General features: G+C 44.3%; 17 protein-coding genes. 11 read left to right on the top strand and 6 right to left on the bottom strand.

Translation table 11 applies throughout. The features are described 5' to 3' along the window. Nucleotides 1–35: 35 nt before the first annotated feature. Nucleotides 36–1,289, bottom strand: coding sequence for an NADP-dependent isocitrate dehydrogenase (icd, locus tag ABR397_RS05420; protein WP_350304813.1), 1,254 nt, complete (start codon nucleotides 1,287–1,289; stop codon nucleotides 36–38). A gap of 139 nt (nucleotides 1,290–1,428) precedes the next feature. Here icd and rluE point away from each other — a divergent pair, with 139 nt between their 5' ends. The 8 genes from rluE (at nucleotide 1,429) to ABR397_RS05380 (ending at nucleotide 9,668) form a co-directional block, all read left to right on the top strand. Continuing rightward, complete coding sequence (gene rluE, locus ABR397_RS05415; protein ID WP_350304812.1) at nucleotides 1,429–2,058, top strand: 23S rRNA pseudouridine(2457) synthase RluE; 630 nt, start codon at nucleotides 1,429–1,431, stop codon at nucleotides 2,056–2,058. After that, nucleotides 2,051–2,500 (top strand): NUDIX hydrolase, encoded by a 450-nt coding sequence (locus ABR397_RS05410; protein ID WP_350304811.1) that lies wholly within the window; start codon nucleotides 2,051–2,053, stop codon nucleotides 2,498–2,500. Before rluE ends, ABR397_RS05410 begins: the two co-directional genes overlap by 8 nt. Before the next feature lie 84 nt (nucleotides 2,501–2,584). Next, the gene (gene mnmA, locus ABR397_RS05405; protein WP_350304810.1) at nucleotides 2,585–3,688 is read left to right on the top strand and encodes a tRNA 2-thiouridine(34) synthase MnmA; all 1,104 of its coding nucleotides are present in this window, start codon (nucleotides 2,585–2,587) and stop codon (nucleotides 3,686–3,688) included. Nucleotides 3,689–3,690: 2 nt separating this feature from the next. Then, the gene (gene hflD, locus ABR397_RS05400) at nucleotides 3,691–4,317 is read left to right on the top strand and encodes a high frequency lysogenization protein HflD (protein WP_350304809.1); all 627 of its coding nucleotides are present in this window, start codon (nucleotides 3,691–3,693) and stop codon (nucleotides 4,315–4,317) included. Between the two features lie 23 nt (nucleotides 4,318–4,340). After that, a complete protein-coding gene (gene purB / locus ABR397_RS05395) occupies nucleotides 4,341–5,711 on the top strand; it encodes an adenylosuccinate lyase (protein WP_350304808.1) in 1,371 nt (456 codons plus the stop codon). A 544-nt stretch (nucleotides 5,712–6,255) separates the two neighbouring features. After that, nucleotides 6,256–6,924: a two-component system response regulator PhoP gene (phoP, locus tag ABR397_RS05390; RefSeq protein WP_350304807.1), complete on the top strand. Its 669-nt coding sequence runs from the start codon at nucleotides 6,256–6,258 to the stop codon at nucleotides 6,922–6,924. A gap of 19 nt (nucleotides 6,925–6,943) precedes the next feature. Further along, nucleotides 6,944–8,407, top strand: a complete 1,464-nt coding sequence (phoQ, locus tag ABR397_RS05385; protein WP_350304847.1) for a two-component system sensor histidine kinase PhoQ — start codon at nucleotides 6,944–6,946, stop codon at nucleotides 8,405–8,407. A 139-nt stretch (nucleotides 8,408–8,546) separates the two neighbouring features. Then, the gene (locus ABR397_RS05380) at nucleotides 8,547–9,668 is read left to right on the top strand and encodes a ribosomal protein uL16 3-hydroxylase (RefSeq protein ID WP_350304806.1); all 1,122 of its coding nucleotides are present in this window, start codon (nucleotides 8,547–8,549) and stop codon (nucleotides 9,666–9,668) included. A gap of 189 nt (nucleotides 9,669–9,857) precedes the next feature. Here the strand turns inward: ABR397_RS05380 and pepT are convergent, their stop codons facing one another. The 5 genes from pepT to lolC all read right to left on the bottom strand — a co-directional run bounded on the left by pepT (nucleotide 9,858) and on the right by lolC (nucleotide 15,255). Then, a complete protein-coding gene (pepT, locus tag ABR397_RS05375; RefSeq protein WP_350304805.1) occupies nucleotides 9,858–11,120 on the bottom strand; it encodes a peptidase T in 1,263 nt (420 codons plus the stop codon). Nucleotides 11,121–11,174: 54 nt separating this feature from the next. After that, complete coding sequence (gene cobB, locus ABR397_RS05370; RefSeq protein ID WP_350304804.1) at nucleotides 11,175–12,017, bottom strand: Sir2 family NAD+-dependent deacetylase; 843 nt, start codon at nucleotides 12,015–12,017, stop codon at nucleotides 11,175–11,177. Nucleotides 12,018–12,108: 91 nt separating this feature from the next. Then, nucleotides 12,109–13,356, bottom strand: a complete 1,248-nt coding sequence (gene lolE, locus ABR397_RS05365; protein ID WP_350304803.1) for a lipoprotein-releasing ABC transporter permease subunit LolE — start codon at nucleotides 13,354–13,356, stop codon at nucleotides 12,109–12,111. Next, nucleotides 13,356–14,060, bottom strand: a complete 705-nt coding sequence (lolD, locus tag ABR397_RS05360) for a lipoprotein-releasing ABC transporter ATP-binding protein LolD (protein ID WP_350304802.1) — start codon at nucleotides 14,058–14,060, stop codon at nucleotides 13,356–13,358. The genes lolE and lolD overlap by 1 nt, the downstream gene beginning before the upstream one ends. After that, nucleotides 14,053–15,255 (bottom strand): lipoprotein-releasing ABC transporter permease subunit LolC, encoded by a 1,203-nt coding sequence (gene lolC / locus ABR397_RS05355; RefSeq protein ID WP_350304801.1) that lies wholly within the window; start codon nucleotides 15,253–15,255, stop codon nucleotides 14,053–14,055. The genes lolD and lolC overlap by 8 nt, the downstream gene beginning before the upstream one ends. Nucleotides 15,256–15,452: 197 nt before the next feature. Here lolC and mfd point away from each other — a divergent pair, with 197 nt between their 5' ends. The 3 genes from mfd (at nucleotide 15,453) to ABR397_RS05340 (ending at nucleotide 21,268) form a co-directional block, all read left to right on the top strand. Next, a complete protein-coding gene (gene mfd / locus ABR397_RS05350; protein ID WP_350304800.1) occupies nucleotides 15,453–18,899 on the top strand; it encodes a transcription-repair coupling factor in 3,447 nt (1,148 codons plus the stop codon). Nucleotides 18,900–19,432: 533 nt separating this feature from the next. Next, on the top strand, nucleotides 19,433–20,410 hold the full coding sequence (gene pvcA / locus ABR397_RS05345) for an L-tyrosine isonitrile synthase (protein WP_350304799.1): 978 nt from the start codon (nucleotides 19,433–19,435) through the stop codon (nucleotides 20,408–20,410). 12 nt (nucleotides 20,411–20,422) lie between these two features. Beyond that, the gene (locus ABR397_RS05340) at nucleotides 20,423–21,268 is read left to right on the top strand and encodes a TauD/TfdA dioxygenase family protein (RefSeq protein ID WP_350304798.1); all 846 of its coding nucleotides are present in this window, start codon (nucleotides 20,423–20,425) and stop codon (nucleotides 21,266–21,268) included. Nucleotides 21,269–21,351: the final 83 nt, after the last annotated feature.

Raw genomic sequence — 21,351 nt, 5'->3', positions numbered from 1 at the left:
TATCAGCTACCGTGAAGTTTTCAGAAAATGACGGATTACATATGCTGGATAATAGCGTCACCAAACTCACTGCATTTCAGCAGCTTCGCGCCTTCCATCAAACGCTCGAAATCGTAAGTGACGGTCTTCGCAGCAATCGCGCCTTCCATGCCTTTAATGATGAGATCAGCGGCTTCTGTCCACCCCATATGGCGCAACATCATCTCAGCGGAAAGAATGACTGAACCTGGGTTCACCTTATCCTGACCCGCATATTTAGGTGCTGTACCATGAGTTGCTTCAAACAGAGCACATTCATCACCGATGTTTGCTCCCGGAGCGATACCAATACCACCAACCTGAGCAGCCAGTGCATCAGAAATATAGTCGCCATTCAGGTTCATACAGGCGATAACATCATATTCAGCCGGGCGCAGCAGAATCTGTTGCAGGAAAGCATCAGCAATCACATCTTTAACAATGATCTCTTTGCCGTTTTTCGGGCTTTTAATTTTCACCCAAGGACCGCCATCCAGCAGTTCACCGCCGAACTCTTCACGAGCTAGCTGGTAACCCCAGTCTTTGAAAGCACCTTCAGTGAACTTCATAATGTTGCCTTTGTGAACCAGAGTGACTGATTCACGGTCATTATCAATCGCGTATTCGATAGCAGCACGAACCAGGCGTTTAGTGCCTTCTTCAGAACAAGGTTTCACACCGATACCACACTGCTGTGGGAAACGGATTTTATTCACTCCCATTTCGTCTTGCAGGAATTTGATCACTTTATCCGCTTCCGCAGAGCCCGCTTTCCATTCGATACCGGCGTAAATATCTTCTGCATTTTCACGGAAGATGACCATATCGGTCAATTCAGGTTGTTTTACCGGGCTTGGCGTTCCCTGGTAGTAACGAATAGGGCGAAGACAGACATACAGATCTAATTGCTGACGCAATGCCACGTTCAGAGAACGAATACCACCACCAACCGGCGTCGTCAGAGGGCCTTTGATAGCTACGCGGTATTCACGGATCAAATCCAGAGTTTCATCCGGCAACCAAACATCTTTACCGTATACATGAGTAGATTTTTCACCGGTGTAGATTTCCATCCAGGAAATTTTACGCTCACCCTTATAGGCTTTCTGAACCGCTGCATCAACAACTTTCAACATTGCAGGGGTAACATCGACACCAATCCCATCCCCTTCAATATAAGGGATGATCGGGTTATTCGGAACAACCAGTTTACCTTTAGCGTCGACTGTTATTTTTTTACCTTCCGCCGGAATAACTACTTTGCTTTCCATTAACCTCTCCTTTCAAGTAAGCGTAATACCTTGTTAATTTTTTGTAAGGGACGTGTCAATACTACTTGAATATTCTGCAAACGCCAATCGATAGCAGACTAATGTATAATACCCACCCCATTTCGCTTAGTGATCTATGATGACAAATTTCTCTGTTAAAAAACACAAAGTTAACCGATTCAGCCAAAGAAAAATATCACATTCTGTCAAAAAACCAACAGGGCCTCGCCGGGTGTTGCTATTTAACAAACCTTACGATGTCTTGCCCCAATTCACCGATGAAATGGGCAGACCAACGCTGAAAAATTTTATCCCATTCCCCGATGTGTATGCCGCCGGACGTTTGGATCGTGACAGTGAAGGATTATTGATTTTGACTAACGATGGTAAACTTCAGGCCTATCTGACTCAACCGGATAAAAAAACCGCCAAGGTTTATTATGTTCAGGTTGAAGGGGTTCCAGATGAAGCTTCACTCGATAAGCTGCGGGACGGTATTGTTTTAAAAGATGGGCCTACCCTGCCCGCAGGTGCCGAGTTAGTTCATGAACCAACATGGCTCTGGAGTCGTCATCCACCGATTCGTGAACGTAAAAGCATTCCGGTGAGCTGGTTAAAAATAACACTGCATGAAGGCCGAAACCGCCAAGTGCGCAGAATGACAGCACATATTGGTTTCCCTACACTTCGGCTGATTCGTTTTAGTATGGGAAACTGGCAATTAGACGAGATGAAACCCGGCGAATGGAAGGAGATCGATTTTGTTTAACCCCCACGTTACCGTTGCCTGTGTTGTCCATGCCCAGAATAAATTCCTGGTGGTTGAAGAGACAATTAATGGCAAAGCATTATGGAATCAACCTGCGGGTCATCTTGAAGCGGATGAAACGTTGTTACAGGCAGCAGAGCGTGAATTATGGGAAGAAACCGGTATCCGGGCTAAACCACAAGCACTGCTGAAAATTTATCAGTGGGTTGCACCAGACAGCACACCATTTATTCGCTTTCTGTTTCTGGTTGAAATGGAACAGCAAGCAGCAACCCATCCACAAGACAGTGATATTAACTGCTGCCATTGGGTGACCGCAGAACAAATATTAAAGAGTGATTGTCTGCGTTCGCCACTCGTCGCAGAAAGTATCCGCTGTTACCTGCAAAACGAAAAACATCCTCTCACCCTGCTGGATAGCTATGTCTCTCCGGTTAATTAATAGCAAAACAGTGATGCGTTTGATGCACCCCCGTTCACAACGTGTTAAAGTACGGCGCTTGTTTTTTTCTCCAGTGAGATTCTCATGTCAGATAACAGCCAGAAAAAAGTCATTGTCGGCATGTCCGGTGGTGTAGATTCCTCCGTTTCCGCATACCTGCTGCAACAGCAAGGTTATCAAGTGGCTGGCTTGTTCATGAAAAATTGGGAAGAGGACGATGATGAAGAGTACTGTTCAGCCGCAACTGATCTAGCCGATGCGCAATCCGTTTGCGATAAACTGGGTATTGAACTTCATACCGTCAATTTTGCTGCCGAATATTGGGATAATGTTTTCGAGCATTTCCTTTCTGAATATAAAGCCGGCAGAACCCCTAACCCAGATATTCTATGCAACAAAGAAATTAAATTTAAAGCATTTCTGGAATTCGCCGCTGAAGATTTAGGTGCGGATTACATCGCTACAGGTCATTATGTCCGCCGCAAGGATATTAATGGTAAGAGCCAATTATTGCGTGGGCTCGATAACAATAAAGACCAAAGCTACTTTTTATACACCCTGAGCCACCAGCAAATCGCGCAAAGCTTATTTCCTGTCGGTGAATTGGAAAAACCGGAAGTGCGTCGTATCGCTGAAAAAATCGGTTTAGTGACGGCAAAGAAAAAAGATTCCACGGGTATCTGTTTTATCGGCGAGCGCAAATTCCGTGATTTCCTTGGCCGTTATTTGCCCGCCCAACCGGGGCCGATTATGACTGTGGATGGAGAAACCCTTGGCGAACATCAGGGGCTGATGTACCACACGCTAGGTCAACGTAAAGGTCTGGGGATCGGCGGAACTAAAGAAGGCAGTGAAGAGCCGTGGTATGTAATAGACAAAGATGTTCAAAATAACATTCTGATCGTGGCTCAGGGACACGAACACCCCCGTATGATGTCTGCCGGCCTTATTGCTCAACAGCTTCATTGGGTTGACAGACAGCCACTGACTGAAGAAATCCACTGCGCGGTCAAAACACGTTATCGCCAGCAGGATATTCCTTGTACTGTCACACCAATAGACGAAGACAAAATAAAAATACGTTTTGCTAACCCTGTCGCCGCCGTCACCCCTGGCCAGTCAGCCGTCTTTTATCTGGGGGAAGTTTGTCTTGGCGGTGGCGTGATTGAACAACGTTTGCAGGAGTAATTGTGGCAAAGAATTATTACAACATTACACTGGCTCTGGCGGGAATTTGCCAGTCAAGTCGTCTGATACAACAACTTGCTCACGAAAACCAGTGTGATACCGATGCTGTTGCAACTATGGTTAATAGCATTCTGAACACCAACCCGACATCTGTTTTAGATGTGTTTGGCAATCATGAACGCAATCTGCGAATTGGTCTGGATGCCATGCCAGGGATGTTCAATGGTTCTAACAGTAGTCTTTCTGCCAATCTTACCCGCTACACGTTAAGCCTGATGGTACTGGAGCGCCGCCTGAGTAAAAATCAGGAGGCTTTCAACGCACTTGGCAATCGCATTAGCCAGTTAGAGCGCCAACAGACTTATTTTGAACCCATGTCGGAAGGTATGTTCAATGCGTTGGCCGGTATTTATGTTGATATTGTCAGCCCATTAGGTCCAAGGATCCAGGTGACAGGTTCCCCTGATGTTCTGCGCAATCCACTTGTACAAGCGAAAGTCCGAGCTATTCTGCTGGCAGGGGTCCGTTGTGCTGTCTTATGGCAGCAAATTGGCGGTAGTCGCTGGCAATTAATGTTTTCTCGTCAACGCCTGCTCCAACAGGCGAAAGATATTCTTGCTCATTGTTAAATAAAATCCGGGAGTTGCTACCAATGGAATTATCCTCACTGACTGCTGTTTCTCCGATTGATGGCCGTTACGGCGATAAAGTCAGCGCATTACGTGCCATTTTTAGTGAGTTTGGCTTACTGAAATTCCGCACGCAGGTTGAAGTACGTTGGCTGCAAAAACTGGCAGAATGTGCTGAAATTAAAGAAGTTCCGGCTTTTGATACGGACGCAAACGCTTACCTGAATGAAATTATCGCAAATTTCAATGAACAGGATGCAATGCGCATCAAAACGATCGAACGCACGACTAACCACGATGTCAAAGCAGTGGAATATTTTCTGAAAGAGAAAGTTGCAGATATTCCGGCACTGCATAGAGTTGCCGAGTTTATTCACTTTGCCTGTACTTCTGAAGATATTAACAATCTGTCTTATGCGCTGATGCTGAAAACAGCCCGTGAAGAAGTAATTTTGCCGCAATGGCGCCAGATGATTGACGCCATTAAAAAAATGGCGGTTGAATATCGGGACTTGCCGTTGTTGTCCCGTACTCACGGTCAACCAGCCACGCCTTCTACGGTGGGTAAAGAGTTTGCCAACGTTGTTCACCGGATGGAACGCCAGTATCGCCAACTGGAGCAAAGCGAAATATTAGGCAAAATCAATGGCGCAGTGGGTAACTATAATGCCCATATAGCCGCTTACCCGCAGGTTGACTGGCACCAATTCAGTGAAACGTTTGTGGCTTCATTGGGCATCAAATGGAATCCCTACACGACTCAAATCGAACCTCATGATTACATTGCAGAATTGTTCGATTCCATTGCTCGTTTCAATACGATTCTGCTCGATTTCAACCGTGACATTTGGGGATATATCGCACTCAACCATTTCAAACAGAAAACGGTTGCCGGCGAAATTGGCTCTTCCACGATGCCGCATAAAGTCAATCCCATTGATTTTGAAAACTCTGAAGGTAATCTGGGGCTGGCAAATGCCGTACTTGGTCATCTGGCAAGCAAGTTACCGGTTTCCCGTTGGCAGCGTGACCTGACTGACTCAACCGTATTACGTAACCTTGGTGTTGGTCTGGGATATGCTTTGATTGCTTATCAATCTACGATGAAAGGCTTAAACAAGCTGGAAGTCAATGAACAGCATCTGCTGGATGAACTGGATAAAAATTGGGAAGTCCTTGCTGAACCTATCCAGACCGTCATGCGTCGTTATGGTATCGAAAAGCCTTATGAAAAGCTGAAAGAGCTCACTCGTGGTAAACGCGTCAATGCTGAAGGGATGAAAACCTTTATTGATGGGCTGGATTTACCTGAAGAAGAGAAAATCCGCCTGAAAGCAATGACGCCGGCAAATTATATTGGCCGTGCAATCACTCTGGTTGATGAATTAAAGTAATTGATATTCCCACAGACGGATAAAATATCCGTCTTAGACCGCTGACAAACCTCGTTAAAAATAACGAGGTTTTTTTATTATTTGCCTGCCTGAATGGGCAGTACAAAATGCGATCAAGATAGGGTTGTTTAATCTTGATAATGGGGAATACGATGTATTAAATGCTAGGAAGTGGCAATAAAGATGGAAATATTTTTTACATCAACAGAAGTACTTTCCGTTTCTTAATGGTATTACATCCCCAATCCAGCAGGTGTGTGGCATTCCGCTTATGTATTTAGGGATGTTTTCAAATGGGTTGGTCAACAACCTGAGACGGATAAAATATCCGTCTATTTCCATCCTTTTATAAACCAATCCCAAACACACATTGAAGTTATATCCTATATTTCTACTTGATGACTTGCTGTTATAGATCCATATATCTAACATACTCAGCCAGACCCATTGCATTGAATTTTTTACCGGCAGTTTTGTCTATATAACAGTTTGAATAAATTGATTATTACAATACTGCCCGTTGGCGTTTTAGAAGGAATATTTCATGCGGATATTGATCGTTGAAGATAACATGCTGCTGCGTCATCATTTGACAGTACAGCTTCGCGACACAGGCCATCTGGTTGATGCTGCGGCAAATGCCAAAGAAGCCGATTACTATCTGGCAGAAAGCGAACCAGATATTGCTATTGTTGATCTTGGTTTGCCCGGAGAAGATGGTTTGAGTTTGATCCGTCGCTGGCGCCAGAAAGATGAAAAACTCCCCATTCTTGTTCTGACAGCCCGTGAAAGCTGGCAAGAAAAAGTCACCGTCCTTGATGCAGGGGCCGATGATTATGTCACCAAACCATTTCATCTTGAAGAAATTATTGCCCGGATGCAGGCACTTCTGCGCCGTAATAATGGGTTAGTTTCTCAGGTTATTGAGTTTCCCCCCTTCAGAATTGATCTGTCACGCAAGGAATTAACGGTTTATGGGGAAAATGTCAAACTAACCGCGTTTGAATACCGGATTATTGAAATACTGATGTGCAATAGTGACAAAGTGGTTACTAAAGATGCATTAATGCGCCAGTTATATCCCGATGCTGAACTACGCGAAGGCCATTCCATTGATGTCTTAATCGGTCGGTTAAGAAAGAAAATACAAGATATATGGCCTTATGAAGCTATCGTGACTGTCCGTGGTCAAGGCTATCGCTTTGATGTATAAAACTTTGATGGGTAAAACCGTGCTGAAGCACAAAAAGCAACCTTTCTCACTCCGTACCCGGTTTTTAATGGCGACTGCCGCCGTTATTCTGGCTCTGACAATGTCCTACGGTATTGTTGCCATTGTCGGTTATCTGGTCAGTTTTGATAAAACCGCTTATACTCTGTTACGCAGTCAGAGTAACCTGTTTTTCAGTCTTGCTCAGTGGAATAACAATAAACTGGATATTTCAGTCCCTCCCAATTTCACACTGAACAACCCATCACTGGTTTTGATTTATAACGACAAAGGGACGATCCTCTGGCGTCAACGTCATCTCCCGAAAGTAGAGAACTCGATTCCAAGTGAATGGTTGAAGGAAGATGGTTTGTATGATTTGGATACTAACCTGAGAAACAGCCGGGACTTGTTAAAAGACTCGGACAATATGCAAGGACAATTAGGTAAACTTAACGCTCTCAACGAAAATGAAGACAATGAGCTGACCCACTCCGTTTCTGTTAACCGATACAGTGCGACAGAGCATCTGCCGGCGTTAACCATTGTCGTCATCGATACTATTCCACAGGATTTACAAAAAGCGGTTATGGTGTGGGAATGGTTCGGCTATGTATTAATTGCCAATCTGATTCTGGTCATCCCTTTAATCTGGCTGGCGGCACACTGGAGCTTACGACCGATTAAGTCGCTGATTCATCAGGTCAGTTCGCTGGAGAAAGGTGAACGGGAAAAACTGGATGAAAACCCACCAACCGAGCTGCGGGGGTTAGTGCGTAACCTTAATGTGCTGCTCAATAATGAACGCAACCGCTATACAAAATACCGGACAACGCTGGCTGATCTGACACACAGCCTGAAAACCCCACTGGCTGTTTTGCAATCAACCCTTCGTTCTTTACGCAACAGTAAGCAAATGACGATTCAACAGGCCGAACCTATTATGCTTGAGCAAATCAGCCGTATTTCTCAGCAAATAGGCTATTACCTGCATCGGGCCAGTATGCTCAGCGAGCACAGTACTATTATGCGGAAAGTCTCTTCTGTTCCCGCGTTATTGGATAGCCTGTGCAGCGCTTTAACAAAAGTCTATCAACGTAAAGGGGTCAGCCTCACGTTAGATGTATCGCCGGAGATCACCTGGCTTGGTGAAAAAAATGATTTTATGGAAGTCATGGGTAATGTGCTGGAAAATGCCTGTAAATATTGCCTTAAATTTGTCGAGATCTCAGTCACTGTTGATCACGATTCAGTGATGATTATTGTCGATGACGACGGCCCAGGCGTGCCAATTGACAAACGGGAAATGATTTTCCAGCGGGGCCAACGCGTCGATACCTTACGGCCCGGTCAGGGCCTTGGGTTGTCAATTGCTTCTGAAATTATTGAACAATATACCGGTGATATCAGTATCAGTGACAGCCCACTTGGCGGCGCCAGAATTTGCGTCATATTCCGGTGTCAGCAAATTAATGATGACGATTAAGTGGACTGCTCTTATACCTCCTTCCGCATCGGACGAAGGTTTACGGCTATTTTTGCTAAATATGCCTGTGCAGTCTGATACTCAATTCCACTAATTCGTTATAATATCCTGAAACTCACTTCACACTCAGGATGTCACTATGGACTATCAGTTGAATCTGGACTGGCAGGCGTTTTTGCAAAATCACTGGCAAAAACGCCCTTTACTGATTAAACAAGGCTTCCGTCAATTCATTGATCCACTTACTCCCGATGAGCTAGCAGGTCTGGCTATGGAGAATGAAGTTGACTGCCGTCTGGTCAGCCAGAAAAATGGCCGTTGGGATGTCTCTCATGGTCCATTCGAAAGTTACGATCATTTGGCTGAACAGGATTGGTCACTGCTGGTACAAGCAGTTAATCACTGGCATCATCCTTCCGCGGCATTAATGCAGCCATTCCGCACATTATCTGATTGGCGAATGGACGATCTCATGGTTTCCTTCTCTGTTCCCGGCGGGGGTGTCGGCCCGCATCTTGATCAATATGATGTGTTTATCATTCAAGGAATGGGTCGCCGTCGTTGGTGCGTTGGAGAAAAGCTCCCCATGAAACAGCGCTGCCCTCATCCCGATCTGTTACAGGTCGATCCATTTAACGCCATTATTGATGAAGAGATGGAACCCGGTGATATTCTCTATATTCCACCTGGGTTTCCGCATGAAGGTTATGCCATTGAAGATTCACTGAATTATTCAGTTGGTTTCCGCGCGCCCAATTCCCGCGAACTGTTCAGTAGTTTTGCCGATTATGTGCTGGCTAATGATTTAGGCAGTTATCGCTATAGCGATCCTGATCTGACTTTCCGCGAAAACCCGGCGCTGGTCCAGCAACATGAACTATCCGCATTACACACAATGATGAACGAATTATTGGCACAACCTGAAATTTTCCAACAATGGTTTGGTGAGTTCATCTCTCAGTCCCGGCATGAACTTGATATTGCCCCACCAGAGCCGCCCTATGAAAGTGATGAAATTTATGAATTAATGAAACAAGGTGAAAATCTCCACCGCCTTAACGGATTACGCGTTATAAGAATTGGTGATCAGTGCTTTGTTAACGGTGAATTAATAGATACGCCTCATATTAACGCAGCTGATGTTCTTTGCCACTATTATCAGATTAATGCAGAAATGCTGGGTGAAGCGATAGATGATGTGCGTTTTATCAGCCTGCTCACTGCATTGGTAAACAGTGGCTACTGGTACTTTAACGATTAATGTATCATCACAAAAGGTGACCCTTTAAATAATTCTGTGTCACTTCTCACCCGGTTATTACCTCACTGCCTTTTAATCAGATCTTCCGATTAAGAGGCAGTGACTGGCATATTTATCAGCCGGGTCACCTCCACGTAAATGCAAAAACTTGTAGCGCCAGGATTTGCCATTAATATCTGTTCAAATTAATCAATAGTGTAAAGCTCTTGAGCTTTTTTCAACTTTTTTAGACAACAGCGCAGTCAACTCAGCAATCCGCATGACGACACTCACAGCCTGTTCCATTCCCTCCAATGAAATAAATTCATGCTTGCCATGATAATTATACCCTCCCATGAATATATTCGGGCAAGGCAAACCACGGAATGACAATTGCGCCCCACCAGTACCACCACGAATGGGTTTAATAATGGGATCGATGTCACAATCCAACATCGCCTGTTTAGCAATTTCAATAACATGTGGATATTTGATAACTTCATCATGCATATTGTAATAATTGTCATCGATAGTCAGTTCGATATGACAATCAGGATGTAATCCCTCACCGGCTTTTTCCGCAATTTTGATCATCTTCTTTTTACGTTTTTCGAAGTTATTCCGATCAAAATCACGAATAATATAGTGCATTTCGGCGCGCTCCACCGTACCTTTAATACGTTTCAGATGGTAGAAACCTTCATATCCGTCGGTATGTTCCGGTGTTTCTTCCGATGGCAATGCCTGATGAATACGGATTGCCAGCGATAAGGCATTGATCATGACATCTTTAGCATTACCAGGATGAACATTGTTGCCAACAATCTTGACTGTCACCACCGCCGCATTGAAGTTTTCAAACGCCAGTTCCCCCACACCGCCACCATCCACGGTATACGCCCATTCAGCATCAAATGAATTAATGTCAAAATAGCATGCTCCCTTACCTGTCTCTTCATCAGGTGTAAACGCTATCCGAATATCACCATGTAAAATATTACTGTTTTTCAAGCGAACCATTGCGGTAATGATTTCTGCAATACCCGCTTTATCATCAGCACCAAGCAGCGTTCTGCCATCTGTGGTAATCAATGTTTTCCCCAACATGCTATGCAATACAGGAAACATGACTGGCGAGAGCACTTCATCACCAGTCCCCAGGGCAATCTCACCACCCCGGTAATTTTCCAGCATTTGTGGGCTGACATTTTTTCCAGGAAAATCTGATGAAGTATCAAGATGAGCGATAAAACCGATAGCCGGTACAGGCCATGGTGTATTGGCAGGTAATGTCGCCATAACACAGCCATAATCATTCTGAATCACATTGGAAAAACCCAGCTCAATCAGCTCTTGTTTCAGCGCTTTGGCCAGTTCAAGCTGGCCATCACTGCTGGGAATGGTTTTCACCGACGGCTTTGACTGAGTATCAAAAGATATGTATTTAAAAAAACGCTCTAGTAATCTGTCCATTATTCTCTCCCCCAGGAACCTGACAGCCCATTATGAGGAAGAGAAACAGAATAATTATTGCGTCAAATCAGCTTTAAATTCTTTTATCCTATCAATTAACTTTTGGACATATTCATCCACTATCTTACTGGCTGGCCCATAATGCTTTTCATCAAACAGACTTTCTACCTGACTCGGCTCCAGATTCAGCTCTACTGTGTGCGCCCCTGCCAGTTTAGCTTCATGCACAAACCCAGCCGCAGGATAAACATGCCCGGAAGTGCCGATAGCAATGAAAATATCCGCCTGAGCCAATGCAGAGTAAATTTGCTCCATAGCAAAAGGCATTTCACCAAACCAAACAATATGCGGACGCAATGGTGATGGGAACTGGCAACAATGGCAACGTTCATCTGTCATCAGAGGACCTGCCCAATCGAACACTTGCCCGGACTGACAGCAACGGATTTTGAGCAATTCGCCATGCATATGCACCGTACGATAGCTACCCGCCCTCTCATGAAGATTATCGATATTCTGGGTAATCAGCAGAAAATGATCACCAAGCTCATTTTCCAAGGCTGCCAAAGCATAATGCGCCGCATTCGGATTTATTTCCGGTTGCTGAAGTTGATGACGCCGAGCGTTATAAAATGCCTGTACCAGTTCTGGATCTTTCTGAAAACCTTCCGGTGTAGCAACATCTTCCACCCGGTGTTCTTCCCATAATCCATCAGAGGAGCGGAACGTCCGAATACCCGATTCAGCCGAAATACCCGCGCCAGTCAATACCACTACATAAGGTTTTTCCATATTCAGCGCCAATCGATTATCCCTATAGAAAATTCGGCTACGAAACCTCTGATGCCGCAAACGCTTAACCTTACGAAACCGACCAAGCCGACGACGAACACGCATATGATTTCCTTATAAGATTTCTTAGTACTGCTTAGGTTTCTATTTTTTATACCATAGCGCCTTTGTTTAGCTCATGCCAATAGCCGGTTTATTATTTCCCACTTAAAATACGTGCCGGCTCAAGTCTGCTTGCCCGTCTGGCCGGATACCAACTTGCCAGTAAACTCAGAATCAAAGCCGTCGCCAGAACATACAGCACATCCATGCTATGTAGCTCAGATGGCAGGAAATCAATGAAATAAACATCACCGGAAAGAAATTGATGGCCGATCAGCTTTTCCAAACCATGAATCAGAGCCGTCAGATTCAGTGATGCCGACACGCCGACTACCGCGCCGGCAATACTGCCTGCCATACCCGCCAATAATCCATACCAGAGGAAAACCGCTCTGATTTGCCCATCTTTCGCGCCGAGGGTTCGCAAGATAGCAATATCACTGCTTTTATCTTTTACCGCCATGACCAGTGTAGAAACGATATTAAAACACGCCACGCCAATCACCAGAATCATCGCCAGATACATAATGCCGCGTACCATCTGAATATCCTGATACATATAACCGTAATTTCTTATCCAACTACTGATATAGACATATTCTTGTGATGCTTCACCGGCAGCTCTTACTCGTTGGTCAGCGGCAAACACATCATCAACCTTGATCGCAATTCCGGTGATCCCCTGACCATAATCCAAATATTGCTGTGCATCAGCCAAAGGAATTAGAGCCAGACTATGATCAAGTAAGCCACTTAACTGAAAAATTCCGCTAACCTGTAAACGGATCCGCTTTGGTTGCAATAGTTTCATTTCCGGATCATTGTTCGGGATCATGACAGTCAACCAATCGCCCTGTTTAACCTTCAAAGCATTAGCAACCCCCTGCCCAAGAATGACCTGTTGATGACCAGCCTGAAAGTTTTGCCATGCATTACCTTGTACAAACTGTGGTAATGAACTGACCTGGGCCTCAGTGACTAAATCAACACCTTTCACCTGAACAGCATGTAAGCTGGCGCCTTTTTCCATTAATCCGGTAAAAGTAATATAAGGTGAAGCAGCAACTATGCCGGTTGTGTTTTTTACCCGTTCTAATGCCGGCCGCCAATGGGCAAAAGGCTGATTAACCGCATAGATTTCACCATGAGGAACGACAGAAAGGATCCGGTTTCTCAATTCCCGTTCAAAACCATTCATGGCGCTCAGACCAATAATCAAAACAGCGACACCAAGCATAATCCCCAGCGTGGAAATCACTGAAATCAGGGATACCATTCCACCACGGCGGCGCCCCCGGCTGAATCGCAGAGCAGTGACTAAAGAGAGAGGCAAATTCGCCATTACAATGCCCCCGCCAGGGTCAATTTATCCTGTAAATAACCATCCCGCATCTCCACCTGACGATTCAATCTGCCAGCCAGTGTCAAATCATGGGTGACAACCAGAAATGCTGTGCCTTGCTGTCTGTTAAGCTCGCCCAATAATTCAAAAACGCTATCTGCATTACGCAAATCAAGGTTACCAGTAGGTTCATCAGCCAAAACTAAAGAAGGCTCATTAACCAAGGCTCTGGCAATCGCCACTCGCTGGCGTTCACCCCCTGATAATTCTGACGGGCGGTGATGAGCCCGTTTCTCCAGACCAACAGCCGCCAACATTTCCAATGCTTTCTTCTGTGCCTGGCTGCGGTTTTTTCCGCCAATCAGCAGTGGCATAGCCACATTCTCTATTGCGTTAAAATCAGGCAACAAATGATGAAACTGATAAATAAAACCCAATTCATGGTTGCGCAGCGCTGCTCTGGCTTTGGAGGACATTTTATTCAAAGAGCGCCCTTTAAAAAGGACTTCACCGGAAGTCGGTGTATCCAATCCGCCAAGCAAATGCAGAAGCGTACTCTTACCTGAGCCGGAACTCCCCACAATCGCCATCATTTCACCCGGCTTAATAGCAAAAGTGACATTTTTCAGCACTTCGGTCAGTACTTGCCCTTCCTGATATTTTTTACATAAATTATTACACAGCAGTAATGGTTGATTATTCATAACGCAAAGCCTCAGCAGGTTGAATGGCAGCAGCACGCCAGGAAGGATATAACGTAGATAACAAGGCGATAACCATCGCTGAAATTGCAATGGCGGCTACCTGTAATGGCTCAATCGCAACAGGCAATTCAACACCTGAGGTTAATAGACCAACCAATGGCATTAAGTTATTAAGCTGGCTGGAAAGCAGAACACCAAGCCCAGTTCCCAGTAATGTACCGATGATCCCGGCACCCGCTCCCTGGATCATAAAAACGGTCATAATCTGACGACGTACCAGCCCCTGTGTTTGCAAAATCGCCACTTCACCTTGCTTTTCCATCACCAGCAAGCCAAGCGAAGTAATGATATTGAATGCAGCTACAGCAATAATCAAACTCAGCAATAAACCCATCATGTTTTTTTCCATTCTGACAGCTTGGAAAAATTCACCTTTACGTTCACGCCAATCTTTCCACAACAACCCTTCAGGCAAGGTTTGTAAGCTCAAACTATCTACAGCCAAGGGCTCTGTGAGATAGAGACGCCAGCCGGTGATATTACCCTGAGGATAACGCATCAGACGAGCCGCATCTTGCTGATTAACCAGAACCTGTGTGCCGTCTACTTCACTGTTAGAAGCAAAAGTACCCACAATAGTAAACAAGCGCTGACTGGGAATACGCCCCATCGGTGTCAATTGGCTTGCACCCGGCACCATAAAGCGGACCCGGTCACCACGTTTTACCCCAAGCTCCCTGGCCAGTTTTTCACCCAAAATCGCATTATAGCTGCCGGGTTCAAGTTGCTGACGATAAGTGCTGATCAAATATTCCGTCAGCGGTTCATATTCATCAGCAGTAATACCCAACATCACGCCTACGCCAACATTGCGGGGACTTTGCAATACGACATCTCCCACCACTAAGGGGGTAATCCTGCTAACTTGTTTCAAATCCGCAAGCTCGCTGGCCGGATGCTTTTCCGGATCCAAAGAACCATTCGCCGACGTCACAATAGCCTGCGGCATAAAACCAAGAATACTGGTTTCCAGTGAACGCTCAAAACCATTCATCACGGACAGTACTGTAATTAATGCAGCAACACCGAGAGTAATACCAATTGCCGACAACCATGAAACAAACCGGCCAAATTTGTCAGCCGCACGGCCACGCATATACCGCAAACCTATAAATAATGAGACAGATTGAAACATGAAATCTGTTACTCCCCTGTTGCCAAAGCAAAGTGTTCGGGGATAATAAAGGGTAGCTATACTTTATGGAACCACCAACGCCCAGATCTGTGGTTTTTTTTATTTTCTCTCAACCTGCCAGCGTGTTTACTTTAAGACCATTATGAGTCGAAAATCTGTTGGGAATGGACTGAATCATAGAGAACACATTAACGCTTATGTCCTCAAAATACCGTTATGAACTTCCTGAACGCCGCGGTGATAACCGCCAGTTAGGTCAACTTACTGGCGCAGCTTATGCTGTAGAGTGCGCTGAAATTGTCGAACGCCATCAAGGCCCTGTGGTACTGATAACCAAGGATATGCAAAACGCTTTACGTCTGCATGATGAAATCCATCAGTTTACCGATTGTCCTATTGATCTCCTTTCTGACTGGGAAACATTGCCGTATGACAGTTTTTCTCCTCATCAGGAAATTATTTCCAATCGCCTGTCCACACTCTACCGTCTGCCGACAATGACCAAAGGTGTTTTAATCCTGCCGATAAATACCTTAATGCAACGGGTTTGCCCGCATGAGTTTCTTCACGGGCATGCGCTGGTTATGAGCAAAGGTCAGAGGCTTTCGCGGGATAAACTGCGCACTGAATTGGAGCAGGCGGGCTATCGCAGTGTTGAACAAGTTCTTGAACATGGCGAATTTTCTACCCGTGGCGCACTGCTTGATCTTTTTCCAATGGGGAGCGAGCACCCTTATCGTATTGATTTTTTCGATGATGAAATTGATAGTCTGCGAATTTTCGATGTTGACAGCCAACGCACGCTGACCGAGGTCAAGCAAATCAACTTGCTGCCCGCTCATGAATTCCCAACGGATAAAGAGACTATCGAACTGTTTCGCAGCCAGTGGCGAGAACGTTTTGAAGTCCGTCGTGACGGTGAACACATCTATCAGCAAGTCAGTAAAGGGACATTGCCGGCTGGGATAGAATACTGGCAACCCCTGTTTTTCAACCAACCCTTGCCTTCGCTATTTGAGTATCTGCCAGACAACACTTTGATTATCAATCAAGAGATAAACCCCGCCGCGGAACGTTTCTGGCAAGATGCTCAACAACGTTTTGAGAGCCGTAAAGTTGATCCCATGCGTCCTCTCTTACCACCGGAAGAACTTTGGCTTCCGGCTGATAAGCTATTCTCAGAACTCAAAAACTGGCCCCGCATTCAACTCAAAACGGAAGAGCTCAGTAAAAAAGCCAGCCATATCAATCTTGATTATCAACGACTGCCGGATCTTGCCGTTGTTGCACAAAATAAGGCGCCACTGGATAAGCTTCACCGTTTCCTTGAACAATTCAGCGGCCGCGTTATTTTCTCCGTTGAGAGCGAAGGCCGAAAAGAAACGTTGCAAAAGTTGTTGTCACGAATAAAAATTAAGCCGATTAAAATCAGTAAATTACATGAAGCACAACAATCAGGCCACTTTTTGATGATTGGTGCGGCTGAACAGGGTTTTATTGATGCCAAGAATGCATTTGCTCTGATCTGCGAAAGTGACATGCTCGGTGAACGTGTTGTTCGCCGCCGTCAAGATACCCGCCGCACGATCAATACAGATACTCTGATCCGTAACCTTGCAGAATTACTCCCCAGTCAGCCAGTGGTCCATCTGGAACATGGCGTTGGCCGTTACCAAGGGTTAACCACTCTGGAAGCAGGAGGGATCAAGGCTGAATATCTGATACTGAGTTATTCCGGTGAAGACAAACTCTATGTTCCGGTGTCTTCCCTGCACCTGATTAGCCGCTATGCGGGTGGCGCGGATGAAAATGCGCCATTACATAAACTTGGCGGAGAGGCATGGAGCAAGGCCCGCCAAAAAGCAGCTGAAAAAGTACGCGATGTGGCTGCGGAGCTGCTTGATATTTATGCTCACCGCACCGTAAAACCAGGATTTGCTTTCAAACATGATTGGGAACAATACCAACTGTTCTGTCAGAACTTTCCATTTGAAACTACGCCAGACCAAGAGCAGGCTATTAACGCCGTTCTCAATGATATGTGTCAACCCGTAGCGATGGATCGCTTGGTTTGCGGCGATGTGGGATTTGGTAAAACCGAAGTTGCAATGCGCTCTGCATTTCTGGCAGTCCATAATGACAAGCAAGTGGCGGTATTGGTTCCGACAACCCTTCTGGCTCAACAACATTTTGATAATTTCCGAGACCGCTTTGCTAATTGGCCGGTACGTATTGAAATGATATCCCGTTTCCGCAGCGCGAAAGAACAGCAGCAAGTCGTTGAGATGGCAGCCGAAGGTAAAGTCGATATTATTATCGGTACTCATAAATTGCTGCAAAGCGGCCTGCGCTGGAAAGACCTTGGTTTATTAATTGTCGATGAGGAACACCGGTTTGGCGTTCGCCATAAAGAGCAGATCAAAGCTATGCGCGCTGATGTGGATATTCTGACGCTTACCGCAACGCCTATTCCGCGAACGCTCAATATGGCAATGAGTAGTATGCGGGATCTCTCGATCATTTCGACACCGCCCGCCCGTCGCCTGGCGGTCAAAACGTTCGTGCGTGAATATGACAGCCTGGTTGTTCGGGAGGCGATGTTGCGTGAAATTTTGCGCGGTGGTCAAGTCTACTACCTCTATAATGATGTTGAAAATATTGAGAAAGCAAAACTACGCCTCGAGGAGTTAGTGCCAGAAGCCCGGATCGCCGTTGGTCATGGGCAAATGCGTGAACGGGATTTGGAACGAGTGATGACCGATTTCCATCATCAGCGGTTTAATGTCCTGATTTGCACCACCATTATTGAAACAGGCATCGATATTCCAAGCGCCAATACCATCATTATCGAACGTGCCGACCATTTCGGCCTGGCTCAATTGCATCAATTACGAGGGCGTGTCGGACGCTCTCATCATCAGGCTTATGCTTATCTTCTGACGCCACATCCGAAAGCCATGACAACCGATGCGCACAAACGTCTGGAAGCAATCGCTTCCCTTGAAGATTTGGGCGCGGGTTTTGCACTGGCGACCCATGACCTTGAGATCCGCGGAGCGGGTGAACTTCTCGGTGAAGAACAAAGTGGCCAGATGACAACTATTGGCTTCACACTCTATATGGAGCTACTGGAAAGTGCTGTCAATGCATTAAAAGCAGGCCGTGAACCTTCACTTGACGACTTGGTGAATAACCAAACGGAGGTTGAATTGCGTATGCCTGTTTTACTGCCTGATAATTATATTCCTGATGTCAATATGCGTTTATCTTTCTATAAACGCATTGCCAGCGCCAGAGATGAATCAAAATTGGCAGAATTAAAGGTTGAATTGGTAGACCGGTTCGGCATATTACCTGATCCTGGACGCCATTTATTACAATCAGCGGCAATTCGCTTATCTGCTCAGAAATTAGGGATTAAGCGCATAGAAGCCCATGAAAAAGGCGGTTTCATCGAATTTAGTGAGAAAAATAAAGTTGATCCAACTTATCTGATCAGCCTGTTACAAAAACAGCCTGAAATTTATCGGCTGGATGGCCCCGCTAAATTGAAATTCATTACTGACCTGAATGAGAGGATGGCGCGTCTGGAGTTTATTCAGCAGCTAATGAGTACTTTTGAACATCATCAAATAAGTTTTTAAGCTGTTTTTTACTTCCCCTGTGACTGATGATCAGTCACAGGGGAAGTGCTGTAATTTACTCATTAATACTTATTCTGAAATAATAATTATTTCCCTTATTTATGTAATTCACACATTCCATAACCCGAAATAATACATTAGATAAAATAAAGATATTCCTCACTCGTCTTATTGACGATAAATTTCAGAAAAATCGCTAACATAAAATTAACAATAACCCCATTTCGCTTACCTTACCTAACCTTAAGTGGTATCCAATTAAAGTGATCGTACCAGTTGTATGGGATTCTAATAACCCAGTAAAACTGTACCTTATTGTAAAAATCAATCAAATATATTGAGCAATTATAAAAATTATATTCAAACATATTGTTTGTTAGAAAATAAATTATTATTTATTCCTAAACATTATATTATATTTTAGTTGCGCTATTTTACACTTCGTCTATACCAATTAGTTAAACTCGTATTTATCTGTTTTTAAGAAGTAAATAAAAAATAGATATTTATGACAAGAAAGAGAAATAGTCATTATGCAAAGTATTACTTATAATAACGTTACTTCTAATAATATTTCTTCTAGCAATATTTCCATGCAGATTTTACATGAGTTGTTACAATACCGCAGACGTTTTACCAACTCAGAAAAAGATTTAGAGCAAGAAGAAACATTTGTTAAAAAAGTACAGTTACCCAGAATTGCGTATTTTATCAAGAACAAAAAACCTATCGAATTTATTTTGCCGGCATTCCCAACAAAATCACCAAATAGAAATAAAGTGCTTGGCACTGCTCCCGATATGGCAGAACGCTTATCTTTGACTTTTCTTAATTCTCTATGCCAACGTATACAACTTTATTATCCTCCTGGCGCCCGTATTATTATCTGTTCAGATGGGCATGTTTTCGGCGATTTAATTCGTGTCAATGATGATGTTATCAGTCAATATCATGAAGATATTAAACAATTAATCAATGAGATGGGTGCTATAAACCTAAGTACATTTAATCTCAATGACGATAAGAACCTCTGCGAGCACAGTGATGATTTCGATTTACAGAGGCAAATGTTAGTAAAACATTACGCCCGAACTGAAGAATCCATTAAAAATCAATTGTTGCAAAACAGTGATGGATTGCAATTGTATCGTGCGGTTACCCGCTTTTTATATGAAGACAGCTTATTACCCGGCTATACCGGATCAAACAATGCCCTGCAAAAAGATGCCAAACAGAGAGCTATCGGTGTTATTCAGCGGAGTTGGGCATGGGGAAGTTTATTAGATACGCATTTCCCAGAAGCCATACGTTTGTCTATTCATCCTCAACCAGCAGACAGCATTAAACTCGGTATTCATATGATGCCAACCAGGGATGATTGGTTAACCCCCTGGCATGGCGTTGCAGCCAATGTAAATGGGCAGTTTATATTAATGAAACATAAAGAAGTTCAGATGATGGGCGGAAAATTAGTAAATATTCATGGAAAACCCAGCCATTATGTAATTTAAAGGAAAATGACTATGACAGATTTAAACAAATTTCAGACAGAAGAGATAACGCCTTTTGGCCTGAAGATTACACCACAATATTCCGGCCAGCATATTGATACGCTATCAGTAGGAGAATTAAAAAAACTGATTAAAAAACATCATTTGCTTATATTACGTGGCTTCAAATCTGGCTTATCTGATCACGAAAAATATGAAGATTATGCTCGTGATTGGGGAGAAATAATGATGTGGCCGTTCGGTGCTATTTTAGATGTTCGTGAACATCAGGATACGACCGATCACGTATTTGATAACAGTTATATGCCGCTTCACTGGGACGGCATGTATAAACCGACCATTCCCGAATTTATTATGTTCCATTGCGCACATGCGCCAAACCGTGACCAAGGCGGCAGAACCACCTTCGTCAATACCCGCCTTGTGGTTGCTAATGCGACTCAGCAGCAATTAGAACAATGGAAAAATATATCGGTTACTTATCGTATTAATAAAGTCACTCATTATGGCGGCGAAGTCCATTCTCCTTTATTGGAAAAACATCCGGATGGAAATGGATTTGTCATCAGATACAATGAACCCGCGGTAGATGGTGAGAAATTCCTGAATAAACATGCTATTGAGTATCATAATATCAATCCTGATCAGGTAGCGGAATTTCAGCAAGATTTTATCAATACGCTATACGATAAGCGCCATTTATATGCTCATGCATGGCAAAAAGACGATTTAGTGATTGTGGACAATTTCTCTCTGCTACATGGGCGAGAAGGATTTACGTCTAAATCAGAGCGACATTTACAGAGGATCCATATTCAATCTGATCCCGTTTTTAACAATCAAGCATTAATAGCGTAGAAAGAGCAGGAAAAATCCATTATCTTGACTCCCATTGTAGTTATTGGTTACTCTACCACTACAATATAGCTATCAGCTGAAAC

Source organism: Photorhabdus viridis (assembly GCF_040256935.1).
GTDB lineage: Bacteria > Pseudomonadota > Gammaproteobacteria > Enterobacterales > Enterobacteriaceae > Photorhabdus > Photorhabdus viridis.
The sequence above is the reverse complement of the archived record's forward strand: the minus strand, read 5'-3'. Positions and strand labels throughout refer to the sequence as shown.